This is a genomic window from Stenotrophomonas sp. YJH_SMC_53 (assembly GCF_059369995.1).
In genome coordinates, this window is sequence record NZ_JCAFTF010000015.1 from 28,128 (window position 1) to 49,210 (window position 21,083).

Annotated in this window: 22 protein-coding genes; 14 read left to right on the forward strand and 8 right to left on the reverse strand. The window is 67.8% G+C overall.

The features are described from left to right. Nucleotides 1-2 precede the first annotated feature (2 nt). Complete coding sequence (locus AC5P7X_RS18535) at nt 3-1,151, forward strand: MFS transporter (protein WP_343244763.1); 1,149 nt, start codon at nt 3-5, stop codon at nt 1,149-1,151. On the opposite strand, the gene AC5P7X_RS18540 is transcribed toward AC5P7X_RS18535, so the two are convergent. After that, complete coding sequence (locus tag AC5P7X_RS18540) at nt 1,148-1,846, reverse strand: TorF family putative porin (RefSeq protein WP_495215248.1); 699 nt, start codon at nt 1,844-1,846, stop codon at nt 1,148-1,150. The genes AC5P7X_RS18535 and AC5P7X_RS18540 overlap by 4 nt on opposite strands. A gap of 178 nt (nt 1,847-2,024) precedes the next feature. On the opposite strand from AC5P7X_RS18540, the gene AC5P7X_RS18545 reads away from it, so the two are divergent. Next, nucleotides 2,025-2,414, forward strand: coding sequence for a DUF6165 family protein (locus AC5P7X_RS18545; RefSeq protein WP_049414316.1), 390 nt, complete (start codon nt 2,025-2,027; stop codon nt 2,412-2,414). Between the two features lie 6 nt (nt 2,415-2,420). Here the strand turns inward: AC5P7X_RS18545 and AC5P7X_RS18550 are convergent, their stop codons facing one another. Together AC5P7X_RS18550 and AC5P7X_RS18555 are read right to left on the reverse strand one after the other, a co-directional pair. Beyond that, complete coding sequence (locus AC5P7X_RS18550) at nt 2,421-3,098, reverse strand: response regulator transcription factor (RefSeq protein ID WP_032954668.1); 678 nt, start codon at nt 3,096-3,098, stop codon at nt 2,421-2,423. Nucleotides 3,099-3,296: 198 nt separating this feature from the next. Next, entirely contained in the window at nt 3,297-3,869 is a 573-nt protein-coding gene (locus AC5P7X_RS18555) for an OmpO family porin (RefSeq protein WP_171958086.1), read from the reverse strand. A 210-nt stretch (nt 3,870-4,079) separates the two neighbouring features. Here AC5P7X_RS18555 and AC5P7X_RS18560 point away from each other — a divergent pair, with 210 nt between their 5' ends. Both AC5P7X_RS18560 and AC5P7X_RS18565 read left to right on the forward strand, forming a co-directional pair. Further along, nucleotides 4,080-6,482, forward strand: coding sequence for a S9 family peptidase (locus AC5P7X_RS18560; RefSeq protein ID WP_495215249.1), 2,403 nt, complete (start codon nt 4,080-4,082; stop codon nt 6,480-6,482). Between the two features lie 91 nt (nt 6,483-6,573). Next, a complete protein-coding gene (locus AC5P7X_RS18565; RefSeq protein WP_005420538.1) occupies nt 6,574-6,933 on the forward strand; it encodes a DUF1428 domain-containing protein in 360 nt (119 codons plus the stop codon). A 15-nt stretch (nt 6,934-6,948) separates the two neighbouring features. Here AC5P7X_RS18565 and AC5P7X_RS18570 read toward each other — a convergent pair whose 3' ends face one another. Continuing rightward, nucleotides 6,949-7,641, reverse strand: a complete 693-nt coding sequence (locus AC5P7X_RS18570; RefSeq protein WP_065178993.1) for a hypothetical protein — start codon at nt 7,639-7,641, stop codon at nt 6,949-6,951. A gap of 106 nt (nt 7,642-7,747) precedes the next feature. Then, nucleotides 7,748-8,635, reverse strand: a complete 888-nt coding sequence (locus tag AC5P7X_RS18575) for a histone (protein WP_495215250.1) — start codon at nt 8,633-8,635, stop codon at nt 7,748-7,750. 491 nt (nt 8,636-9,126) lie between these two features. Between AC5P7X_RS18575 and AC5P7X_RS18580 the strand changes: the two genes are divergently transcribed. The 9 genes from AC5P7X_RS18580 (at nt 9,127) to AC5P7X_RS18620 (ending at nt 17,035) form a co-directional block, all read left to right on the forward strand. Beyond that, the gene (locus AC5P7X_RS18580) at nt 9,127-10,560 is read left to right on the forward strand and encodes a Do family serine endopeptidase (RefSeq protein WP_005420544.1); all 1,434 of its coding nucleotides are present in this window, start codon (nt 9,127-9,129) and stop codon (nt 10,558-10,560) included. Between the two features lie 101 nt (nt 10,561-10,661). Continuing rightward, nucleotides 10,662-11,027, forward strand: a complete 366-nt coding sequence (locus AC5P7X_RS18585) for a hypothetical protein (RefSeq protein WP_004153835.1) — start codon at nt 10,662-10,664, stop codon at nt 11,025-11,027. Between the two features lie 8 nt (nt 11,028-11,035). After that, nucleotides 11,036-11,506, forward strand: a complete 471-nt coding sequence (locus AC5P7X_RS18590; protein ID WP_004153834.1) for a phage holin family protein — start codon at nt 11,036-11,038, stop codon at nt 11,504-11,506. Next, entirely contained in the window at nt 11,503-11,964 is a 462-nt protein-coding gene (locus tag AC5P7X_RS18595) for a protein sip-5 (protein WP_329843266.1), read from the forward strand. Before AC5P7X_RS18590 ends, AC5P7X_RS18595 begins: the two co-directional genes overlap by 4 nt. A 67-nt stretch (nt 11,965-12,031) precedes the next feature. Next, on the forward strand, nt 12,032-13,141 hold the full coding sequence (locus AC5P7X_RS18600) for an AI-2E family transporter (RefSeq protein WP_005420552.1): 1,110 nt from the start codon (nt 12,032-12,034) through the stop codon (nt 13,139-13,141). Nucleotides 13,142-13,172: 31 nt separating this feature from the next. Next, nucleotides 13,173-13,892 (forward strand): HAD family hydrolase, encoded by a 720-nt coding sequence (locus AC5P7X_RS18605; protein ID WP_053499497.1) that lies wholly within the window; start codon nt 13,173-13,175, stop codon nt 13,890-13,892. A gap of 3 nt (nt 13,893-13,895) precedes the next feature. Continuing rightward, complete coding sequence (locus AC5P7X_RS18610) at nt 13,896-15,263, forward strand: leucyl aminopeptidase family protein (RefSeq protein WP_495215251.1); 1,368 nt, start codon at nt 13,896-13,898, stop codon at nt 15,261-15,263. A gap of 135 nt (nt 15,264-15,398) precedes the next feature. After that, entirely contained in the window at nt 15,399-16,502 is a 1,104-nt protein-coding gene (locus tag AC5P7X_RS18615) for a catalase family peroxidase (protein ID WP_329843269.1), read from the forward strand. Further along, nucleotides 16,499-17,035, forward strand: coding sequence for a cytochrome b (locus AC5P7X_RS18620; protein ID WP_005420561.1), 537 nt, complete (start codon nt 16,499-16,501; stop codon nt 17,033-17,035). The genes AC5P7X_RS18615 and AC5P7X_RS18620 overlap by 4 nt, the downstream gene beginning before the upstream one ends. 559 nt (nt 17,036-17,594) lie before the next feature. On the opposite strand, the gene AC5P7X_RS18625 is transcribed toward AC5P7X_RS18620, so the two are convergent. The 3 genes from AC5P7X_RS18625 to AC5P7X_RS18635 are packed head-to-tail and all read right to left on the reverse strand — an operon-like array spanning nt 17,595 to nt 19,542. Next, nucleotides 17,595-18,197, reverse strand: a complete 603-nt coding sequence (locus AC5P7X_RS18625; protein WP_171958078.1) for a response regulator transcription factor — start codon at nt 18,195-18,197, stop codon at nt 17,595-17,597. After that, nucleotides 18,194-19,417, reverse strand: a complete 1,224-nt coding sequence (locus tag AC5P7X_RS18630) for a sensor histidine kinase (protein ID WP_206619909.1) — start codon at nt 19,415-19,417, stop codon at nt 18,194-18,196. The genes AC5P7X_RS18625 and AC5P7X_RS18630 overlap by 4 nt, the downstream gene beginning before the upstream one ends. After that, complete coding sequence (locus tag AC5P7X_RS18635) at nt 19,414-19,542, reverse strand: hypothetical protein (RefSeq protein ID WP_257244013.1); 129 nt, start codon at nt 19,540-19,542, stop codon at nt 19,414-19,416. The genes AC5P7X_RS18630 and AC5P7X_RS18635 overlap by 4 nt, the downstream gene beginning before the upstream one ends. Nucleotides 19,543-19,744: 202 nt before the next feature. On the opposite strand from AC5P7X_RS18635, the gene AC5P7X_RS18640 reads away from it, so the two are divergent. Continuing rightward, nucleotides 19,745-20,992 (forward strand): efflux RND transporter periplasmic adaptor subunit, encoded by a 1,248-nt coding sequence (locus AC5P7X_RS18640; protein WP_111176978.1) that lies wholly within the window; start codon nt 19,745-19,747, stop codon nt 20,990-20,992. The last annotated feature ends 91 nt before the right edge of the window (nt 20,993-21,083 follow it).

Here is a 21,083-nt window from a genome sequence, read left to right on the forward strand (position 1 = left end):
TGATGTCGGTCGCCACCGGCGTGGCCGTGGCCAGCAACTACTACGCGCAACCGCTGCTGCACACCATCGCCGACGCCTTCGGCGTGCCGTTCGGCCAGGTCGGCATGGTGGTTACCGCCGCGCAGCTGAGCTATGCCGCCGGCTTGATCCTGCTGGTGCCGCTGGGTGACCTGTTCGAACGCCGCCGCCTGATCGTGGTGATGAGCCTGCTGTCGGCGGGCGGACTGGTGATCAGTGCCTGCGCACCGTCGCTGACCTGGTTGCTGGTGGGCACCGCGATCACCGGCCTGTTTTCGGTGGTGGCCCAGGTGCTGGTGCCGTTCGCCGCCACGCTGGCCGCGCCGGAACATCGTGGCCGCGTGGTCGGAACATTGATGAGTGGCCTGCTGCTGGGCATCCTGCTGGCGCGCACCGTGGCCGGCCTGCTTTCCAGCCTGGGCGACTGGCGCCTGGTGTACGCGATCGCCGCTGCCACCCTGGTGCTGACCGCACTGGCATTGCAGCGCGGCCTGCCGCGATTCCACCACAGCGCCGGCCTTGGCTATTTCGCATTGCTGCGCTCCATCGGCGAGCTGTTCGTGCGGGAACCGGTGCTGCGCCAGCGCACGCTGCTGGGGGCCTGCAGCTTCGCCATGTTCGCGATCTTCTGGACCCCGCTCGCATTCCTGCTGGCACAACCGCCGTACGCCTACAGCGACGCCACCATCGGCCTGTTCGGGCTGGTCGGTGCGGCCGGGACGCTGGCGGCGGGTCTGGCTGGTCGCATGTCCGACCGTGGCCAGACCGGACGTGCCACCGCCATTGCACTGGCGCTGTTGCTGCTGTCGTGGCTGCCACTGGGGCTGTCGGCCCACTCGCTGCTGGCGCTGCTGGTCGGCGTGGTGGTGCTGGACCTGGCCGCGCAGCTGCTGCATGTCAGCAACCAGAACCTGATCTATGCGCTGCAGCCTGCGGCACGCAACCGCCTCAATGCCGGCTACATGACCGGCTATTTCATCGGCGGCTCGCTGGGCTCGCTGCTGTCTGCACAGGTCTACCAGCGCTTCGGCTGGACCGGCGTCTGCGTGGCCGGTGCCGCCGTGGCCGTGCTGGCCCTGCTGCTGTGGCTGCCCGGCGCGCTGCGCGCGCGCCAGGCCTCGGTGGCCAGCTAGAAGTTGCCCTGTAGCGCCAGCTCCCAACGCCCCCCGGCATTGCCCGGGAACAGGCGCTTGGCCGCACTGTCGGTGTCGTGCACGGTGGCACGCAGCTCCCATGCCGGGGCCAGCGTGGCAATGGCACTGAGCTGGCCATGCAGGTAGTCCGGGCCCTGCGCGGTGGCCAGCCAGTACTGGCCCACCGCCGCTTCCAGGCGGACGCGTTCGTGCAGCGGCACACGCACACCCAGCTGGGCATAGGTGCCGCGATGGCCACCGGCCAGTGCATCGCTGGAATGGGCGACCTGCAGCCAGGCACGCTGCTTCCAGGTCAACGTGGTGTTGAGTTCGGTCCAGTCCAGCGTGCGGCCGGTGCCCGGGTACACGTAGCGGGTCAGGTTCGTATCCAGGTTCCAGGCCGGCGCCAGTGCGCCGGACCAGCCGGCCACCAGGTCGAACTCGCTGCGCGCGCCATTGTCCGGTTTGAACGAAACGTTCGAACCCCACACGCTGGCGTACCATCCCGACGGGATCGAGACCTTCGCGCCGGCCTGCACCGCCGGGTCGCCATCGCTCTGCGAGCTGCCACGCCACACGTAGTCGCTGGTCAGTGCAGCACTGCCACTGGCCTGCACCTGTGCCTGCGCGCTGCCGATCCCGAGCAGCCCTGCCAGGGCGGCCACCAGCGCCGCCATCGTCTCCTTGCTGTTCACTGCACTGTGTTCCTCGTCGAAGGCGGTCGCGCCGCTGGGACGGCAGTGTCGGGGGCGCCGCCGTAACGGATCGAGGGCGCTGCCCGGCCTGCCGCGCAAATTCGGCGTAAATCCCGTGGATGGAGGCTACGTGCCAGCCGCGCGGTATCATGACGCCTTGTTTCCAGGAACCAACCACGTGGACGCCATCCTGACCCCGGTATCGATCGGCGAGCTGATCGACAAGATCACCATTCTCGAGATCAAGGCCGAGCGCATCGATGATGCTGCCAAGCTGGCCAACGTGCGCACCGAACTGGATGGCCTGTTGCCCTTGCTGCAGCAGCAGCTGCAGGCGCAGCCGGCATTGGACGCGCTGAAGCAGCAGCTGAAGGCGATCAACGAACGCATGTGGGACATCCAGGACCAGCTGCGCGACAAGGAAGCGGCCCAGGTGTTCGACGATGCGTTCATCCAGCTGGCACGCGGTGTCTATGGCACCAATGGCGAGCGCGTGCAGGTGAAGAACGAGATCAACCGCGTGGCCGGTTCGGCGCTGGTGGAAGAGAAGCAGTACCAGGGCGAGTAAGGCCGCTCAGCCGCATTCGAGCAGGTGGCGGAAGCGGAACAGGTCACCATCCCCGCGGATGCCGAGCTTGCGGTAGGCCGAGGTTTTCTGCGAGCTGATGGTGCTGGCCGAGCGCCCTGAGCGCAGGGCCATTTCACTGGTGCTGACGCCCTTCAGCACCAACCCGAGCACTTCACGCTCGCGCTGGCTCAGCGGCGTCAGCACCGGTGCAGATACCCGGCGTGTGCGCGGCAGCTTCAGCTCCTCGCGTAGTTCCGGTGGCACGAAGCGCCCTCCGCGAGCGACCACGTCAATGGCGCGCAGCAACGTCTCCGGTGGCATCGACTTGGACAGGAAGCCGCGCGCGCCGGCTCGCATCGCGGTGGTCACCGTACTGGCGTTGCAGTGCGCCGAGAGCACCAGCACCGGCAGCGCCGGCCAGCGCTGCGACAGCACGCGCAGCAGGGCCAATCCATCGCCCAGGTCGCCCATCGGCAGCGCATCGATCAGCAGCAGGTCGACACACCTCGGGCTGCGCTCCAGCAGCTGCAGCAGGTGCGCCTCGTTGGACAGGCTCACGCGCACCTGCACACCACTGTGTTGGCGGAGCAGAACTTCCACGCCCAACCGCAGTACCGGGTGCGGATCCAGCAGCGCCAGGCGTCGTGGCCGATCAGGCCGCAGGGGCGGGAGTGTCGGTGGCATCGCGGCCTGTCCAGGCAACATGGAACATCCACCGTAGGCCGGTGCCCGCAGCGGCGGAATCCAATTCCTTGCAATGCTCGGCCCGCGTGCGCCACCAGTCAGACGGCATTTTGTTTCGCGCCGCCACAAACGCAACAGGCCCGGCAAGAGCCGGGCCTGTCGAGACTTCTCCAGCGCGCAGGCGCGCCGGAACAGCAGTTACCAGCTGAAGCGCGGGCCGACGGTGTATTCCTTGTCGCCGTCGCGGTTCATCTTCAGTTCGCCGTTCAGGCCCCAGTTCTGGTTCAGCTTGACCTGGCCACCCAGGCGGCCGTACCACTGGCCTTCCGGATTCACGCCGTGCTTCTTGGCGTAGTCTTCGTAGCCAACCATGCCGTAGACCTCGGCGTGAGCGCCGAAGGCAGTGCGGATACCGGCTTCAGCGCTGTAGCCGTTGAAGTCCAGGCCGTGCTTCGGGTCGAGCTTCTGGTAGGCAACGCGGGCAACGAAGTCGGTGCTCGGAGCGATTTCAACGTTGTAGCCGGCACCGATCTTCCACTGGTCCAGCTTGACGTTGGTGTGGTCGAATTCCTGACGGCTGTACTCACCGAAAGCGTGGAAGTTCGGCAGGAAGCCGTACGAACCCTTCACACCCCAACCGTCGGACTTGAACGCGTCGTTGTCGGTCTTGGCGTAGTCGGCTTCGGCGTAGTTGTAGGACAGGTTCTCAGCAGCCGAGGCGGTGAACGGCAGGGCAGCGGCCAGGGCCAGGGCAATCAGCGAATTCTTCATGGGGGTACACCTTTACTTTCTTATGGTGTGCAGCAGCGCCAGGGCGCCATCGCATCGGGAATGTAAATTCTCCGTTATTCGCCACAACGCTCCCTGAAAACAGCAGCCTTCGCATTGCTGAATTTTTTGGCTTGATTCAGGCTGCGTCTGGCATACGCGCGCGGCGCGCGTGCATTCGAGTTCCGCTGACCCTTGCAACAGGAGGTTGCCTTGCACGTGCCTGCTCCGCTGCGGTTCCCGCTCTGCGCTGTCGTCCTCGCCTTCATCGGCGGGTGTTCCACTGTATCGGCTCAGCCACTGCAGCCTTCTGATTACCAGCGCGCCGAGCGCGTGCACGACAGCCACCTGCGCGGTGCATTGCGCAATGCCTCGGTCGTGCCGAACTGGCTGGCCGATGGCCGCTTCTGGTATGAGCGCGAGGATGCACGCGGTCGACGCCAGGCGGTACTGGTCGACCCGCTACAGGCCACTGGCGAGGTCCTGTTCGAGCCCGCCGCACTGGACAGCGCGGTGGCGCCCTTCGGTGCCAGCGGGCCACGCCTGCGACTGGCCAGCGTGCAGGCAACCGACGATGGCCTGCGCCTGCGATTCAGCGGCGAGGCGCCGATCGATTGCCGGTGGCCGCGCTGGCAATGCGCGCCGTCGCAGGATGCGATGCCGCCGGCAGATGCGTTGCTTTCGCCCGCTGGCGATGCCTGGCTGCAGGTGCGCGACCACAATCTGTGGCTGCAGTCGCCCGGAACGGCAGCACGGGCACTGACCACCGGCGGCGAACCCGGTCATGGTTATGGCGTACTGCCGGACTTCACCCTCCGCGGCATACCGCGCCGCCAGGGCCGGATGCCGGTGCGGCCGTTTGCGGTCGGCTGGTCACCGGATGGCCGCTACGTGGCCGGCATCCGCTACGACGAGCGTGCGCTGCAGGACTACCCCTATCTGGAAAGCACGCCGGCCAACAGCGCGCGCCCACGCGTGCACACCGTGAAGCTGGGGGTACTGGGCGATGCACAGCAGGTGCGCGACAGCCTGTACATCGTCGATGTACGCAGCGGCCGGCAGCAGGACATCACCCTGCCCGAGGGCTGGAACATCCTGAGCGAGGCGGGCATCCTGGGCTGGGACGGTGGCCGGTTGTACGCCGCGATGGCGCACTTCGGCATGCCACGGCGCCTGCGCCTGGTAGAGATCGACGCCGGCAGCGGTGCGCTGCGCACCGTGCTGGAGGAGTCCAGTGATACCCGCCTGCAGCTCAACGTGTATTCCTACAACCGGCCAGCGGTGGCAATCCTGCCCGGCCGGGACACCGCCGTGTGGTTCTCGCAGCGCGATGGCTGGGGCCATCTGTACCGGGTGCGCCTGTCCGACGGCAAGGTGATGGGCCAGCTCACCGGCGGCCGGTGGGCGGTGCGGGACCTGCTCGGCGTGGACAGCGCAGGCGATTGGGCATACTTCAGTGCCGGCGGTGTCGAGGGCGGCGATCCCTACGTGCGTGGCCTGTACCGGGTACCGCTGCACGGCGGAGCGGTGCAGCGCCTGGCCGCCGATGGCGACGACCACCTGGTTGATGCGGGCACCGGCATGCTGTTCGGTGGACGTGCACCGCAAGCGCTGTCACCCGGCGGTGGCTACCTGGTGGATACGGTGTCCAGCCTCGCGCAGCCGCCACGCACGGTGCTGCGCGCCAGCGACGATGGCCGCGAAGTGATGGTGCTGGAGGCTGCGGATGCGCAGGCGGTCGTCACTGCTGGCTGGCGGCCGCCACGGCGCGAGCGGCTGCTGGCCGCCGACGGGCGCACGCCGATCTTCGCCACCATCTACCTGCCCCGCGACTATCGCGATGACGGCAGCTTCCCGGTGATCGACGCGATGTACGGCGGTGCTTTCATCAGCAATGCACCGGTCACCTATGCCGAAGCGGTCTCGGCGCAGAACCCGGCATCCCGCGCCAGCCTCGCCGAGCTCGGCTTCGTGGTGGTCAGCATCGATGCCCGCGGCACCGGCGGCCGCGACAAGGCATTCCATGACAGCAGCTTCCTGCATGGCGCCGATGTACAGCTCGATGACCATGTGGCCGCACTGCGCCAGCTGGGCGAACGCTACCAGGGTATCGATCTGCAGCGGGTCGGCATCTATGGGCATTCGTTCGGCGGCTACAGCGCGGCGCGTGCCCTGCTGCGCTACCCCGCGTTCTACAGGGTGGCCGTGGCCTCGGCCGGCAGCCACAATTTCCAGGGCATGTACGGCGGCGCCCTGCACGGCATGGACCGGCTGTTCGGTGGCGTGGTGCCAGCTACAGCCATGGCCGATGGCGTGCCGGCCCCCTTTGCCGGTCTCGACAATGCGGCGCTGGCCAGCAACCTGCGCGGGCATCTGCTGCTGGTCTATGGCGAACTGGACGAGAACGCGCCACCCGCGCTGACCCTGCAGCTGGCCGCGGCCCTGAACAAGGCCCAGCGTCGCTACGACCTGCTGTACCTGGCTCGACAGGACCACGAACTGTTCCGCAACGACGCCACCTATACGCACCGCATGTGGGACTACTTCGTGCGCCACCTGGCCGGCCAGCAGCCACCGGATACGGCGCTGGCCCCGCTCCCGGGTGGCCCAGGCTGAACAGGCGTACGCGGGATGTCGATCCCCGCCGCGCTGGTTCGTCGTGTATTTGAAGGCCGTGCATGTGGCACGGTCCATCCGGAGGCTGGCAATGAGCTACATCGATGGTTTCGTCCTGGCGGTTCCCACCGCCAACAAGGAGAAGTTCCTCGCCCATGCACGCACAGGAGATCCGGTCTTCATCGAGTACGGCGCACTGCGCGTGGTGGAGTGCTGGGGCGATGACGTGCCGCACGGCAAGACCACCGATTTCTTCGGCGCGGTGAAAGCCACGCCGGACGAGACGGTGGTGTTTTCCTGGATCGAATGGCCCGACAAATCGACCCGCGACGCCGGTATGAAGAAGATGATGGAAGACCCGCGGTTTGATCCAACGAAGAATCCGATGCCGTTTGACGGTGCGCGGATGATCTACGGCGGCTTCGTGCCGATCTACGAGCTGACCCGCTGAACCCGGCGGACGTGCTCAGCGCGCGTCCGTTTCATCGCTGGCAGCGGCATGGCCGGCGCCCAGTGCGGCGCCGGCACCGAGGCCCATGCCGCCCATGCCAGCGCCCATTCCGCCGCCCCCACCTCCGCCACCACCCGCACGGCCGCCCTTGGCATCGCCATCGTTGCGCCCCTTGCCGCCACCACTGGCAGCGGGGCGGGTCGGCCCCTGCGGCGGAATCCGCAGGTCGGGAGGAATCGGCGCCAGGTCCAGCGCTTCGCGCACGAAGTCGCGCAGCGAGACCACCAGTTCGTGGGTATGCACCGGTCGCCCCTGTGCCAGTTCGTTGGCAGCGCGCGCGGCCAGCCGCACCTGTTCGTCGGTGCCCAGCAACAGGATGTCCGAGAGCGCGGCCTCGACCGCATCGCGGATGCGGCGCGTTCGATCTGAACGCGGTTCGGCGATGCCTTCGGCTGCTTCGCGCTGGCGCAGATCACGGCGATGGCTGGGATCCACGCCCAGTTCACCAGTGAATGAACCGCCCAGGGTCTTGTAGGCCGCCATCAGTGTGCGCAGCCGCTCGTTGATCTGCCGGTTCTCGCGCTCGCGACGCTGCTGCAGGGTCTGCATCACCAGCAGGCGGATGCCCACGCCCAGCAGGGTGATCAGGACCAGGCCGGCCAACGTGGACAGCACGCCCTGCCAGGAACTGAAATCGATACCGCGCATGCTGGGGCTCCGGCGGGAAGAATCTGCATCTTGCCCCAGACCGCGCCCCGAAAACGCGAAAGGCCCCACCACCCGGTGGGCGGCAGGGCCTTCGGTCACGGCGCGATTACTTGCGCTTGGCGACCTTGCGCACGGCCTTGGCCGGGGCCTTCCTGGCAACAGCCTTCTTGGCCGGAGCCTTCTTGGCGGCGACCTTCTTCAGCGGTGCAGCCTTCTTGGCGACGACCTTCTTGGTCGAAGCGACCTTCTTGCCGACAGCCTTCTTGGCAGCAGTGGTCTTCCTGGCAACGGCCTTCTTGGCGACGGCAGCCTTCTTGCCGACAACCTTCTTGGCGGCGGCGGTCTTCTTGGTGGCGACCTTCCTGGTGGCGGCAACCTTCTTGCCGACAACCTTCTTCGCAGCCACTGTCTTCTTGCCGGCAACCTTCTTGGCGGCGACGGTCTTCTTGGCCACAGCCTTCTTGGCGGTGGCGACCTTCTTGCCAACCACCTTCTTGGCGGCCGTGGTCTTCTTGGCAACGGTCTTCTTCGCGACAGCAGCCTTCTTGGTGGCGGCCTTCTTCACGGTGGCGACCTTCTTGCCGGCAGCCTTGGTGGCGGCCTTGGTGGTCTTCTTGGCAGCGGCGGCCTTCTTGGTCACGGCCTTGCCCGCAGCCGCCTTCTTCTTCGCCACTTCCTTCTTCAGGGCAACAGCTTCGGCCTTGGCGTTCTTCTTGGCCGCTTCCAGCTTCTTCTTGGCGTTGGCAACTGTCTTGCCAACCGACTTGGCAGCCTTCTCGGCCTTCTTGGCAACAGTCTTCTCGACCTTGGCCACGGCCTTCTTGGCCTTGGCAACGCGGGTACCGGCAGCCTTGCTGGCGCGCTTGACGGTCTTCTTGACCGACTTCACTGCGTCTTCGGCGGCGTGGGCGATGGTCTCGCCGACGTTGGTGGCGGTTTCTTTCACGTTCTCGACAGCGTCGGTCACGACCGACACACCATTACCGTTGCTCATGTTGCCCTCCTGCGGGCCTTAAGTATCAAAACGGGGCGATGCTATACCGACATTGACGATCGTGGAACGGGGCATGTGCCAGCAATCGCATCTGTTGCGACGCCGATGGTGTACGCAGCAGCCCTAGTTGCCACCTGCGGTTCGCAGCAAACCCCTTTTTTTCAGTGCTGCGCCACGCGAACCCAGCATTGTCTGGCCGTCGTCGCGCGCACGTGCACGGATGCAGCGTCCGGCATCCGTCGTGGCGCATTGCGGCACCCGCCTGCGCGGAACTGCGCAAGCATCCGCCTGTGCCAGTGCGGCGCGCGTTGGCCTTGAGTGGCGCACCCATCACCTGCCCGGGTGTCGCCACAGCCGCGTTTTTGGCCCCCGCGCTCCTCCTTCGAGGCCCCCGTTTTCATGGCGCATTTATCCAGATCGCGACACACTCATTCAGCCTTGTTTTACCGTAGGCCCGAACAGCCCCCACCCACGCCAGCGAACCGACTCCCATGCGACCGCTTCCCACCCTGCTCACGCTCGCAATCGCCGCCGCCTTCGGTGGCTTCGTTGCCACCGGCATCAATGCCCACCTGGACAACCGTGCCGACGCCGCGCCGCTGCCGGCGGTCCTGCCGACCACCGCAGCGTTGCCGGCCTCGGTGGCCGGACAGGCGGTACCGTCACTGGCACCGATGCTGGAGAAGGCGATGCCGGCGGTGGTCAGCGTCAACACCAAGCAGGTAGTTCGCGTACGCAATCCCTTCTTCAACGACCCGTTCTTCCGCCGCCTGTTCCCGGACATCCCGCAGGAACGCATCAACGAATCGCTCGGCTCCGGCGTGATCATCGACGCCAAGGAAGGCCTGGTACTGACCAACCACCATGTCATCGAGAACGCCGATGACGTGCAGGTGACACTGGCCGACGGGCGCACGGTCAAGGCCCAGTTCCTGGGTTCGGACCGCGATACCGACATCGCCCTGATCCGCATTCCGGCGCAGAACCTCACCGACATCAAGCTGGGCAACAGCGACCAGCTGCGGGTCGGCGACTTCGTCGTGGCCATCGGCAACCCGTTCGGCTTCAGCCAGACGGTCACGTCCGGCATCGTCTCGGCGGTGGGCCGCAGCGGCATCCGCGGGCTGGGCTACCAGAACTTCATCCAGACCGATGCGTCGATCAATCCCGGCAATTCCGGTGGTGCACTGGTCGACCTGCAGGGGCAGCTGGTCGGCATCAATACCGCCAGCTTCAACCCGCAGGGCAGCATGGCCGGCAACATCGGCCTGGGCCTGGCGATTCCATCGAACCTGGCGCGCAGCGTGGTCGACCAGCTGGTCAAGCACGGCGTGGTGGTGCGCGGCACGCTGGGGGTGGAAAGCCAGAACCTGACCGCGCAGATTGCGCAGGGACTGGGCCTGGCCGAAACACGTGGTGCGCTGATCACCCGCGTGCTGGCCGGCTCGGCCGCTGCCGCAGCCGGGCTGAAGCCGGGCGACGTGGTGGTCTCGGCCAACGGCCAACGCGTGGACAGCGCCGAAGCCCTGCACAACGTGGAAGGCCTGGCCGCCGTCGGCAGCCCGATGACGCTGGACGTCCGCCGCGAAGGCAAGCCCGTGCAGATCAAGGCAACGCTGAAGGAACAGGCACGTGCGGTCACCGGCGAGAGCCTGGACCCGCGGCTGACCGGCGCCACCTTCGTCGACCTGCCCGAGTCGCTGCGGCAGTCGGGGGTCGGCGGCGTGCTGGTCAGCGAGGTCAAGCGCGGCAGCCGCGCGGCCAGCAACGGCCTGCAGCAGGGCGACATCATCACCGACGCCACCGTGGGTGAATTCGCCGACCTGGCCAGCTGGCGTGCCAATTTCCAGCAACGCCCGCCGACACTGGTGGTGCGCGTGCTGCGCAACAATGGCCAGCAGCAGGGCCAGCTCGTGATGCGCTGATCGCCCTGCCGTAACACCCCCTATACCCCGGCAATGCTATTGCTGTCAGTCCAGGTCGGCACCGCCGACGCCCGTTCCCCCATCGCAACAGGAGTGATTCGATGAGCCCCACCAATACCGAGAACCTGAAGGAACACCTGGGTGAAGCCGGTTCCCACCTGAAGCAGGCCGCCACGGCCGCCGGCGGTGCGATCAAGGGCGCAACCGGTGCCGCGACCGACGAACTGCGGATCGGCAAGGCCAACGTCAAGGCTGAACTGTCCGACAGCGCGCTGTCCGGCCTGGCCGCCGCCGAGTTCGGCGGGGCCGCTGCCAAGGAACAGGTCGATGCACTGATGGACAAGGGCAAGGACCTGATCGACAGCGCCGCCGAGCTGATCCGCGAACGTCCGCTGGCCTCGTTCGGCGTGGCCTTCGCTGCCGGCTGGATCATCGCCAAGCTGGCCCGCGGCAGCAGCGACAAGTAAGCCGCGGCGTGAGCGAAGACAACGCGCAAGCCCCTGATCCGGCGGCCACCCCGCCGCTGGATGAGAGCATCCGCCAGGTCGGGGCGGCCGGTCGTGCCGCTGCCGATTCGGCCAAGCACTCGCTGCGTTCGCTGCGCCGGCTGGCCTCGGCCGACTTCGCGCTGGCTCGCAGCGCATTCGGCCGTGCACTGGCCTGGGCCGGGGTAGCGATCGTATTCGGTGCGTCGGCCTGGCTGCTGATGGCCGCCACCCTCATCGCCCTGCTGCAAAGCTGGGGCCTGAGCTGGCTGCAGGCCCTGCTGATCACCTCGCTGCTGAGCCTGGCCGTCACCGGTTATGCGATCTGGCGGGTGTCCTACTTCTTCCACCACACCGGCATGCACGCCACCCGGCGCCAGCTGTCCCGCCTGGGCCTGTTCGACGAGCCCAGCGAAGACGACCCCGATGCCGATGTGCAGCTGCCAGAGGGCAAGCCATGAAGTTCGGTGCGCTGCAGCGGCGGGTGAAGCGCTGCGAACAGGTGGTGACCGTGCGTCTGGCCGAGACCCAGGGCCACTGGTCCACGCTCAGCCAGGTCTGGCGCCAAAGCTGGTCGCCACTACGCATCGTGGTAGTGGGCCTGGCCGGTGGCTTCATTGCCGGCAAGCTGGAAATGCCGGGCAAGGTCAACGGTGCGCGCTGGCTGCAGATGGTGGGTTCAGTCTCGAACCTGTTCGCCAGTGCGCAGGCAGCGTTCGCCACGGCGATGGCGGCGCAGGCTGCGGCTACCGCCGACGATGCGGCCGAAGAAGCCGACAACGCCAGCGAACAGGCACAGGCGGCCGCATCGGCATCAACCGCACGGCCCGCGCCAGCGCCGGCGCCACGGCCCGCCGCAGAACCGGAGCCGCGCGAACCGCGCCCGGCCGAAGCCGCCACCGAACTGTCCGAACGTTGATCCATGGAATCCGCCGCGCCGATCGCGGCCGGCGGATAATGCGCTCCCCTTTCCGGCTGATGCGTCGATGAGCGAGTCCTCCCTGTCCCTGTCACCAGCCGATCCGCAGGACCCGGAGGCACCGCTGCCGCCTCCGTCTCGCCCACGCGGGCCGATGTCGCTGGTGGTGCTGGCGACCCTGGCGGTGGGCTACACGCTGTGGGCTGCGCAGGACATCATCCTGCCGGTGCTGCTGGCGATGTTCTTCGCACTGGTCGGCAACCCGATCCTGCGCCTGCTGCAGAAACTGTGGATTCCGCGCGCGCTGGGGGCGCTGCTGATTCTCGGCGCCGGCCTGGGCGTGACCGGTTCGCTGGCGGTGCAATTGATCGGCCCGGCGATGGAATGGGCGCAGGAAGCCCCGCAGCAGCTGCGCAAGGTCGCCCGCCAGGTGCAGGACCTGACCAAGCCGGTGCAGCAGGCCAACCAGGCGGCGGAGAACTTCGCGCGCGTCGCCGGCGGCGACAGCAACCACAAGGTGCAGGTGATCCGCACCCAGCTCGACGACCCGTACCGCATGCTGACCCGCGCGCCACGGCTTGCCGCCTCGGTGCTGGCCGTGGTGCTGCTGACCCTGTTCTTCATGATCTATGGGCAGAGCCTGCAGCGCGCGGCAATCGCGCTGTTCCCGAACCGCCAGCAGCAGCGCTTCACCGCCGACATCCTGCGGTCGATCGAGCGCGAGGTCTCGCGCTACGTGCTGACCATCAGCGTGATCAACACCCTGGTCGGGCTGGTGTTCGCAGGCGTGCTGATGCTGCTCGGCATCGGCCTGCAGGAGGCGCTGCTGTGGGGCACGGTGGCCGCGCTGCTGAATTTTGCCCCGTACGTCGGCCCGCTGATCGGCGTGGCACTGATGCTGCTGATGGGCTTCGTGGAATTCCGCGACCCGCTGCAGGCGCTGCTGCCGGCGGCCGCGTACCTGGCCCTGCACACTCTGGAAGGGCAGATGGTGACCCCGATCGTGCTGGGCCGGCGCATGAAGCTGTCGCCGCTGGTGCTGATCCTGGCGCTGATGGTGTTCGGCTGGGCCTGGGGCATGATCGGCCTGCTGCTGGCGGTGCCGCTGCTGGTCTGCATCAAGCTGGTGCTGGCACGGCTGGACGGCATGCAGGGCTGGGCACGGCTGCTGGAATGAAAGCCCGCGCGGGCAGGCGTAGAATGGCGGGGTGAATTTCCCCGTCCAAGCCATCACCCTCGACCTTGACGACACGCTGTGGCCGTTCGCTCCGATCGGCGCCCGCATCGACCTGGTCCTGCACGAGTGGATGCGTGAACACAGCCCCGCCACCGCCGCGATGTATCCGGTAGCGGCGATGCGCGAACTGCGCGAGCGCCTGTACCACGCCCATCCGCACCTCCACCACGACCTGAGCGCGCTGCGTCGGCTGACCCTTCACGAAGCGCTGCACGCCAGTGGCGCCAGCCTCGATCTGCTGGAGCCAGCGTACGAAGCGTTCTACGCCGCGCGCAATCAGGTCGAGTGCTATCCCGATGCGATCGATGCGCTGGCGCGGATTGCCGCGCGGGTGCCGGTGGCAGCGCTGAGCAACGGCAACGCCGATCTGGAGCGGATCGGCCTGGCGCATCATTTCGCCTTCCAGCTGGGCGCGCGCGAACACGGCGCGGCCAAGCCGGAGGCAAGCATTTTCCACGCCGCCTGCACCCGACTGGGTGTGGCGCCGGCACAGGTACTGCATGTCGGCGACCACGCCGAAATGGACGTGGCCGGGGCGATCGCCGCCGGCCTGCGCGGGTGCTGGATCAACCGCGAAGCAGCCACCTGGACCCATCCGAAACTGCAGCCGGACCTGCAGTTCGACACCCTCACCGGCCTGGCCGACTGGTTGGACGCCAACCTCGACGCCGCCGCATCCCGGAGTACCTGACGCATGAGCGAGATCACTGGTTTCACCGCCGACACCACCGCGGCGCTGCCGCTGTACGTGCTGGACCGCGAGCAGTTCGCCGCCTGGAAGGACGGCCAACCGGCCGCCACCCAGGCCTGGCTGGCCTCGCAGGGTTTCACTGCCGGTGCGCACAGCGTGGCCCTGCTGCCCGGCAGTGAGGGCCTGGCCGGCGCGGTGATCGGTGTCGGTGATCGCGCCGATGCCTACAGCTATGCGCATGCGCCGCACGCGCTGCCGGAAGGCAGTGTCTGGCAGCTGGCCAATGAACTGCCTGCCGCCGAACAGGCGCTGCTGCAGCTGGGCTGGGGCTTGGGCAGCTACCGCTTCGACCGTTACCGCAAGCGCAACCGCGCCCCGGCGCAGCTGGTGGCCGCACCGTCCGGCGAAGTGGCCGACCTGATCGCCGCCAGCCTGCGCGTGCGCGACTGGGTCAACACCCCGACCGAAGACATGGGGCCGCAGCAGCTGGAAGACGCCGCGCGTGCGCTGGCCGATGCACATGGTGCGCAGGTCGAGGCGATCACCGGCGATGAACTGCTGAAGCAGAACTTCCCGGCCATCCACGCCGTGGGCCGCGCTTCGCACCGTGCGCCGCGCCTGGTGGTGCTGCGCTGGGGCGAGGAAACCGACCCGGCACTGGTGCTGGTCGGCAAGGGCGTGTGCTTTGATACCGGCGGCCTGGACATCAAGCCGGCCGACGGCATGCGCAACATGAAGAAGGACATGGGTGGCGCCGCGCATGCGCTGGCCCTGGCCGGCCTGGTGATGGCGCGCGGACTGCCGGTGCGCCTGACGCTGCTGGTGCCGGCGGTGGAAAATGCGATCGGTCCGGATGCGTTCCGCCCGGGCGAAGTGATCGCCACCCGCAAGGGCCTGAGCGTGGAGATCGACAACACCGATGCCGAAGGCCGCGTGATCCTGTGCGATGCGCTGACCTTCGCCGGTGAGCAGAAGCCGGACCTTGTGCTGGATTTCGCCACTCTTACCGGTGCCGCACGCATCGCGCTGGGTCCGGATCTGCCGGCGCTCTTCAGCAACGACGACACGGTGGCACAGCAGTGGCTGCAGGCCGGCGACGCAACCCGTGACCCGGTCTGGCGCATGCCGCTGTGGCGGCCCTACCTGCGCTATCTGAGCAGCGGCATTGCCGACCTGGCCAATGCCGGTTCGCGCATGGCCGGCTCGGTGACCGCCGCGCTGTACCTGGAGCGCTTCCTCGAAGACGGCCAGCGCTGGGCGCACCTGGACGTGTACGCCTGGAACGACGGTGAACGCCCGGGCCGTCCGGCCGGTGGCGAAGCGCTGGCGCTGCGCTCGGCGTGGGCGATGTTGAAGGCGCGTTACAGCTGATCGGGTGGGTGCCGGCCTTGGTCGGCACGCCGTCCCCGGCAAACTTGACGAAAATTTGAATACCGGGCCTGGAAGGGTTCTGCGAGGATGTGTGGGTCGACCACCCACACGCTCCGTGAAGGCAGGACTCCGACCATGTCGCTCTTTGGCTACACCCGTGCCGGCCAGACGCCGGGCGCACCGCGCAAGCATTCCCCCCTGCTCTGGATCGCGCTGATCGCGCTCATCCTGGGTACCGTGGCGCTGGCCTTCGCCTGGCTGGCCGGCTGGATGGGCGACCGCCTCACCGCGCAGCGCTTCACCGACACCATCGAGGCCACCGGCCCGGCCCATCCGGGCTTCCGCCGTGCACACAGCAAGGGCGTCTGCGTAAGCGGCTGGTTCGAACCCAGCGCACAGGCCCCTACCCTGTCCAGTGCCCGGGTGTTCTCGCAGACGCGTGTGCCGGTGATGGGCCGCCTGTCGATCGGTGGCGGCGACCCCTACGGCGCCGACAACACCGCACGCGTGCGCAGCCTGGCGGTGCAGATGGTCAGCGATGATGGCCAGGAATGGCGCATGGCGATGAACAGCTTCCCGTTCTTCGCGGTACCCACGGCCGAGGCGTTCTACGAGCAGACCCGCGCCTCGATTCCCGATCCGGCCACCGGCAGGCCGGACCCGCAGAAGATGGCGGCAGTGCTGGCGAAATACCCCAGTGCGCAGGCGTTCCAGCAGTGGGCGAAGACAGCGCCATGGACCAGCAGTTGGGCCGACACCACTTTCAACAGCGTCAACAGTTTCTGGTTCATCAATGCGCAGGGCCAGAAGCGTGCGGTGCGCTGGCGCTGGCAGCCGCTGGCGCCGGTGGTGGAGATGGATGCGGAAGCGCGCAAGCAGGCCAGCGTCGATTTCCTCAGCCAGGAACTGCAGCAGCGCCTGGCCCGCGGGCCGGTGCGCTGGAACCTGGTCGTGACCACCGCCGGGCCCGGCGACGCCATCGATGATCCGTCGGTGCCGTGGCCCGAGTCGCGTGACCAGGTAGTGGCGGGCGTGCTCAGCCTGGATCGCATGCAATCGCAGGAACAGGGCGCCTGCGGCCAGATCAACTTCGATCCGCTGATCCTGCCCAGTGGGGTGCGCGGCAGTAATGATCCGATCCTGGCGGCCCGCTCGGCGGTGTACTCGCAGTCCTTCAACCGCCGTGAACGCGAGCGCGCCAGCGGCAACGTCGAACAACCGAAGGAGGCCGCACGATGAGCACCGGCAACGGCCACTTCAACCTGCTGGCGCGGGTGCTGCACTGGTCCATGGCGCTGATGATCGTCGCCATGCTGTTCATCGGCGTGACCATGGTCGCCTCGCTGCACCTGCGTCCCGCGCTGATCGACCTGCACCGCCCGCTGGGCATCGCGATCCTGTTGCTGGCGCTGCTGCGCCTGTACAACCGGCTGCGCCATCGCCCACCGGCGCTGCCTGCCGACCTGCCGGTCTGGCAGGGGGTAGCGGCCAAGGCCTCGCACTGGATGCTGTACGCGCTGATGCTGGCGATGCCGTTGATCGGCTGGGCGATGCTGTCGGCCGGCGGATACCCGATCGTGTTGTGGGGAGGGCTGCACCTGCCGCCGATCGTGCCGCACACCCCGGCGTTGTATGCCGCCTTGCGCAATGCGCACAGCCTGTTGGCGTATGTGCTGTTCGCTACGGTGCTGATGCATGTGGGTGCGGCGTTGTTCCACCTGTGGGTTCGTCGCGACGGGGTGTTCCAGGCGATGGCGCGCGGGAAGGAGTGATGATCGGGTTCGCCGGGAGTTCCCGGCGGATCGTTTCCGCGACCGCGGGGGGTGTCAATTTTCTTTTCGCGCGAAAAGAAAAGTAACCAAAAGAAACGCGCCGCCAGAGCGCGAGCCGGTGCTGCGCACCGGTGCCCTGTGCTTCTCGGTGAATCAGGGGACGGCGCCGAACTCGCTACGCTCAAACACCGGCGCCTCTTCGCCCCTGATTCCCCTGCGATGCTCGGCTCGCTCAAGGCGGACCCAACATCAAGAGCGACAGCTGCACCCAGTAGATCCACGCCATGCGTGGATGCTCTTGCTGTTGATCTTGACCTTCAAGTCCGCCTTGAGCGAGCCGAGCACCGCAGGTCCGGCGAGGGCGAAGAGGTGCGGGTGTCTGAGCGCAGCGAGTTCCCGCACCGTCCCTCGACGGACCGAGGAGCGCAGGGCACCGGCGTGCGAAGCGCGCCGGCTCGCGGCCGGCGGAGCGTTTCTTTGGTTACTTTCTTTGCGCGCAAAGAAAGTGACACCCACCCGCGGTCGCGGAAACGACATCACCAGGAAAGGCAGGCCGCCCCTACAACCACCCCTTCTGCCGCGCCAGCCGGTACGCCTCAATGCGATTGGCCACGCCCAGCTTGCCGATGCACTCGGACAGATAGTTGCGCACTGTGCCGTGCGACAACCCCAGCTGTTCGGCGATCTCGCTGGCGGTGCGGCCCTCGCCCGCCAGCCGCAGCACGCGACGCTCGCGGTCGGTCAGCGGATCGGCCTGCGACCACGCATCCAGTGCCAGCTGCGAGTCGATCGCGCGGATGCCCTGCTTCACCTTGCGCAGTGCCTCGGCCAGGTTCTCGGCCGGTGCATCCTTCAGCAGATAGCCCAGCACGCCCGCTTCCAACGCACGGCGCAGGAAACCGGCGCGGGCAAAGGTGGTCACGATCACCACCTTGATCGGCAGCTCGTGACGCGCGATGCGCTGTGCAAGCTCCAACCCGGACAAGCCCGGCATCTCGATGTCGGTCACCAGGATGTCCGGCTGCAGCTGCTGCAGCATGCGCCACGCGGTTTCGCCGTCGGCGGCGCTGCCCAGCACTTCGATATCCGCTTCCAGGCCCAGCAGTGCCGACAGTGCGCCGCGTACCATCGCCTGGTCTTCGGCCAGCAGGATGCGGATCATGCGGCACCGTCCTGCACCAGCGACGGCGGCACGCTTGGCGGCAGCGGTGTGGTCGCGGCGGCCAGTGGCACGCGCACGGTCAGCACCGTACCCTCGCCCCTTGCGGACTGCACCTGCAGGCTCCCACCCAGGGCGGCCACGCGTTCGCGCATGCCGCACAACCCATTGCCCTCGGCCTGCACGCCGCCACGACCATCGTCGCGGATCTGCATCGCCAGCATGCGTCCCTCCAGCATGAACTCCACCCGTGCCTGCGTCGCCTGTGCGTGGCGCACGATATTGGTCGCGGCCTCGCGCAGCACCAGCGCCAGCCCACGTTCGACATCCACCGGCATCGCCGGTGGGGGTGCGTATTGAAGGTGGACCTGCTGGCACTCCAGCAGCAGCCGCGCCGACGCCAGCTCACCGGCCAGGTCACTGGCGCGGATGCCGGTGACCGCGCTGCGGACCTGTGCCAGCGCTTCGCGGGCGATGGCCTCGGCCTCGCCGATCTCCAGCCGCGCGCGCCCGTCGCCGCGGTCGTGCAGCTTGCGCGCCAGCTCCAGCTTCAACGTGATCAGCGACAGGGTGTGACCGAGCAGGTCATGCAGGTCGCGGCCGATGCGTTCGCGCTCGGCAGTGGCCGCCAGCCGCCGCACCTCGTCCTGCGACAGCTGCAGTGCCGCATCCTTCTGCTGGTTGAGTGCCTCCACGTTCACGACCAGGCCGACGATATAGGACACGGCGGGGATCCAGACCAGGCTCTGCCACGGGTACTGGAACAGCAGGGCGAGGCTGCAGAACAGGAGGTTCAGGCCAGTGAGCTGCAGCAGATACTGCCACCACCCTCCGCGACCGCTCACCCGCAGCAGCACGCAGCCGAACACGAAGTAGGTCAGCCCGGACGGGTACCAGGGCAGCAGCACCAGCGACATCGCGATCAGGCCCAGGGCATAGCGCGGGGCGTGATGGCGCGGCGCCACCATCACCTTGGCGTACAGCAGCAGGAACACCGGGTAGCTGGCCAGCGTCAGCAGCAGCCAGCGCAGGGTGAAGCCATGGCCAAGCAAGGGCGTCAGGAAGATCCACACTGACCACAGCAGGTGGATTGCCTCGCCCCAGGGGGACTTTCCCCGGCGCAGCGTATCGGCCACCGCCGAGTCGGGCGCGGGGCGCAGCAGCGAGGCAAGCCAGATGGACGGCACGGGCGGTTCCAGGCGGGGACGATCGCCGCCGATCATGCCAGTTCAGCCGCCTGCGCGCAGGCGCCACCGCCGGCTGGGCGGCACTGGCGCAGCCGAGCGCAGATCACGGTACGCTTGGCGGCGCCGCTGCGGCGGGCCGGCAATAGGGCGATCGGATCCATGGGCGGTACCGGTAGCGGAGACGTTGCCATCCTGTGCCGTCGTGGTCACATTTCGCAGTTGCCGCCGTCAGTGTCATCGGATGACAGCTGTCACTGCCGTCATCGCTGTGCCTGCCTTCATGCTGTGCCGCACGCTCCACCGCCGGAACCGCCGTCGTCCGCGCTTCCGGCCACACCCGCCCGAACGCCTGTGATGGAACGAATGAACGCTTCTGCCGAGCTGTTGAAGGAACTCCGTATCGACCGCAAGTCGCCGCCGCCGGCCTCCGGAGGCAATGGCGGTGGTCGCCGCTGGTTGTGGATCGCGATCATCGTGGTCGTGCTGCTGGTCGCCGCGGCCGTGGCCTACCTGTTCAGTCGCGCACCGGCCGTAGAGGTGGAAACCGCTCCCGCCGTGGCCATCCAGCAGGGCAGCGCCAGCAGTTCGGTGCTCGACGCCAGTGGCTACGTGGTTGCCCGTCGCATGGCCACGGTGTCGGCCAAGATCACCGGCAAGGTGCGCGAGGTGATGATCGAGGAAGGCATGCGGGTCGAAGCCGGCCAGGTGATGGCCACGCTCGACCCGATCGATGCCGACGCGCAGCGCAGCCTGTATGCCTCGCAGCTGCAGGCTGCGCGCAGCCAGGTGGCCGGCCTGGAGGCACAGCAGAAGCAGGCCGCCGCCGAAGCCAGCCGCCTGCAGGCGCTGGTTGGCCAGCAGCTGGTCTCGCGCTCGCAGTACGACCAGGCCGTGGCCCAGCGCGACAGTCTGCGTGCGCAGCTGGATACCGCGCAGCGCAACGTCAAGGTTGCCAACGACCAGCTGGCCATCGCCGATCTGGGCGTGGACAACAACATCGTGCGCGCGCCGTTCTCCGGCGTGGTCACCGCCAAGGCGGCGCAGCCCGGCGAGATCGTTTCGCCGCTGTCGGCGGGTGGTGGGTTCACCCGTACCGGCATCGGCACCATCGTGGACATGGACTCGCTGGAGATCGAAGTCGAGGTCGGCGAGGCTTTCATCGGCCGCGTGCAGCCGAAGATGCCGGTAGAAGCCACGCTCAACGCCTACCCGGAATGGAAGATTCCCGGCGAGGTGATCGCCATCATCCCCACCGCCGACCGCGGCAAGGCCACGGTCAAGGTGCGCGTGGCGCTGAAGGTGAAGGACCCGCGCATCGTGCCGGAGATGGGCGTGCGCGTCAGCTTCCTGGAACAGGCGCAGCCGCAGGCCGCGGCCAAGCCGCAGGGCGTGCGCGTGCCCGGCGGCGCCGTGGTGCAGCGCGACGGTGCCTCGGTGGCCTTCGTGCTGGGTGACGAGAGCCGCGTGCAGCAGCGCACGGTCGAGGCCGGCCAGGCGATGGGCAAGGACCGCCAGATCCTCAAGGGCGTGAGCGCAGGTGAATCGGTGGTGGTGAACCCGCCGGACACCCTGCGCGATGGCGCCAAGGTGCAACAGAAACAAGCGCAGTAACGGCCTGGCGCCCGTGGGCGCGGCCGGCAGCATCGCTCGACGCACGCCTGCGGCCGCCGCAGGTGCGCTTCCCCGTTTCCCGCCTCCCGTG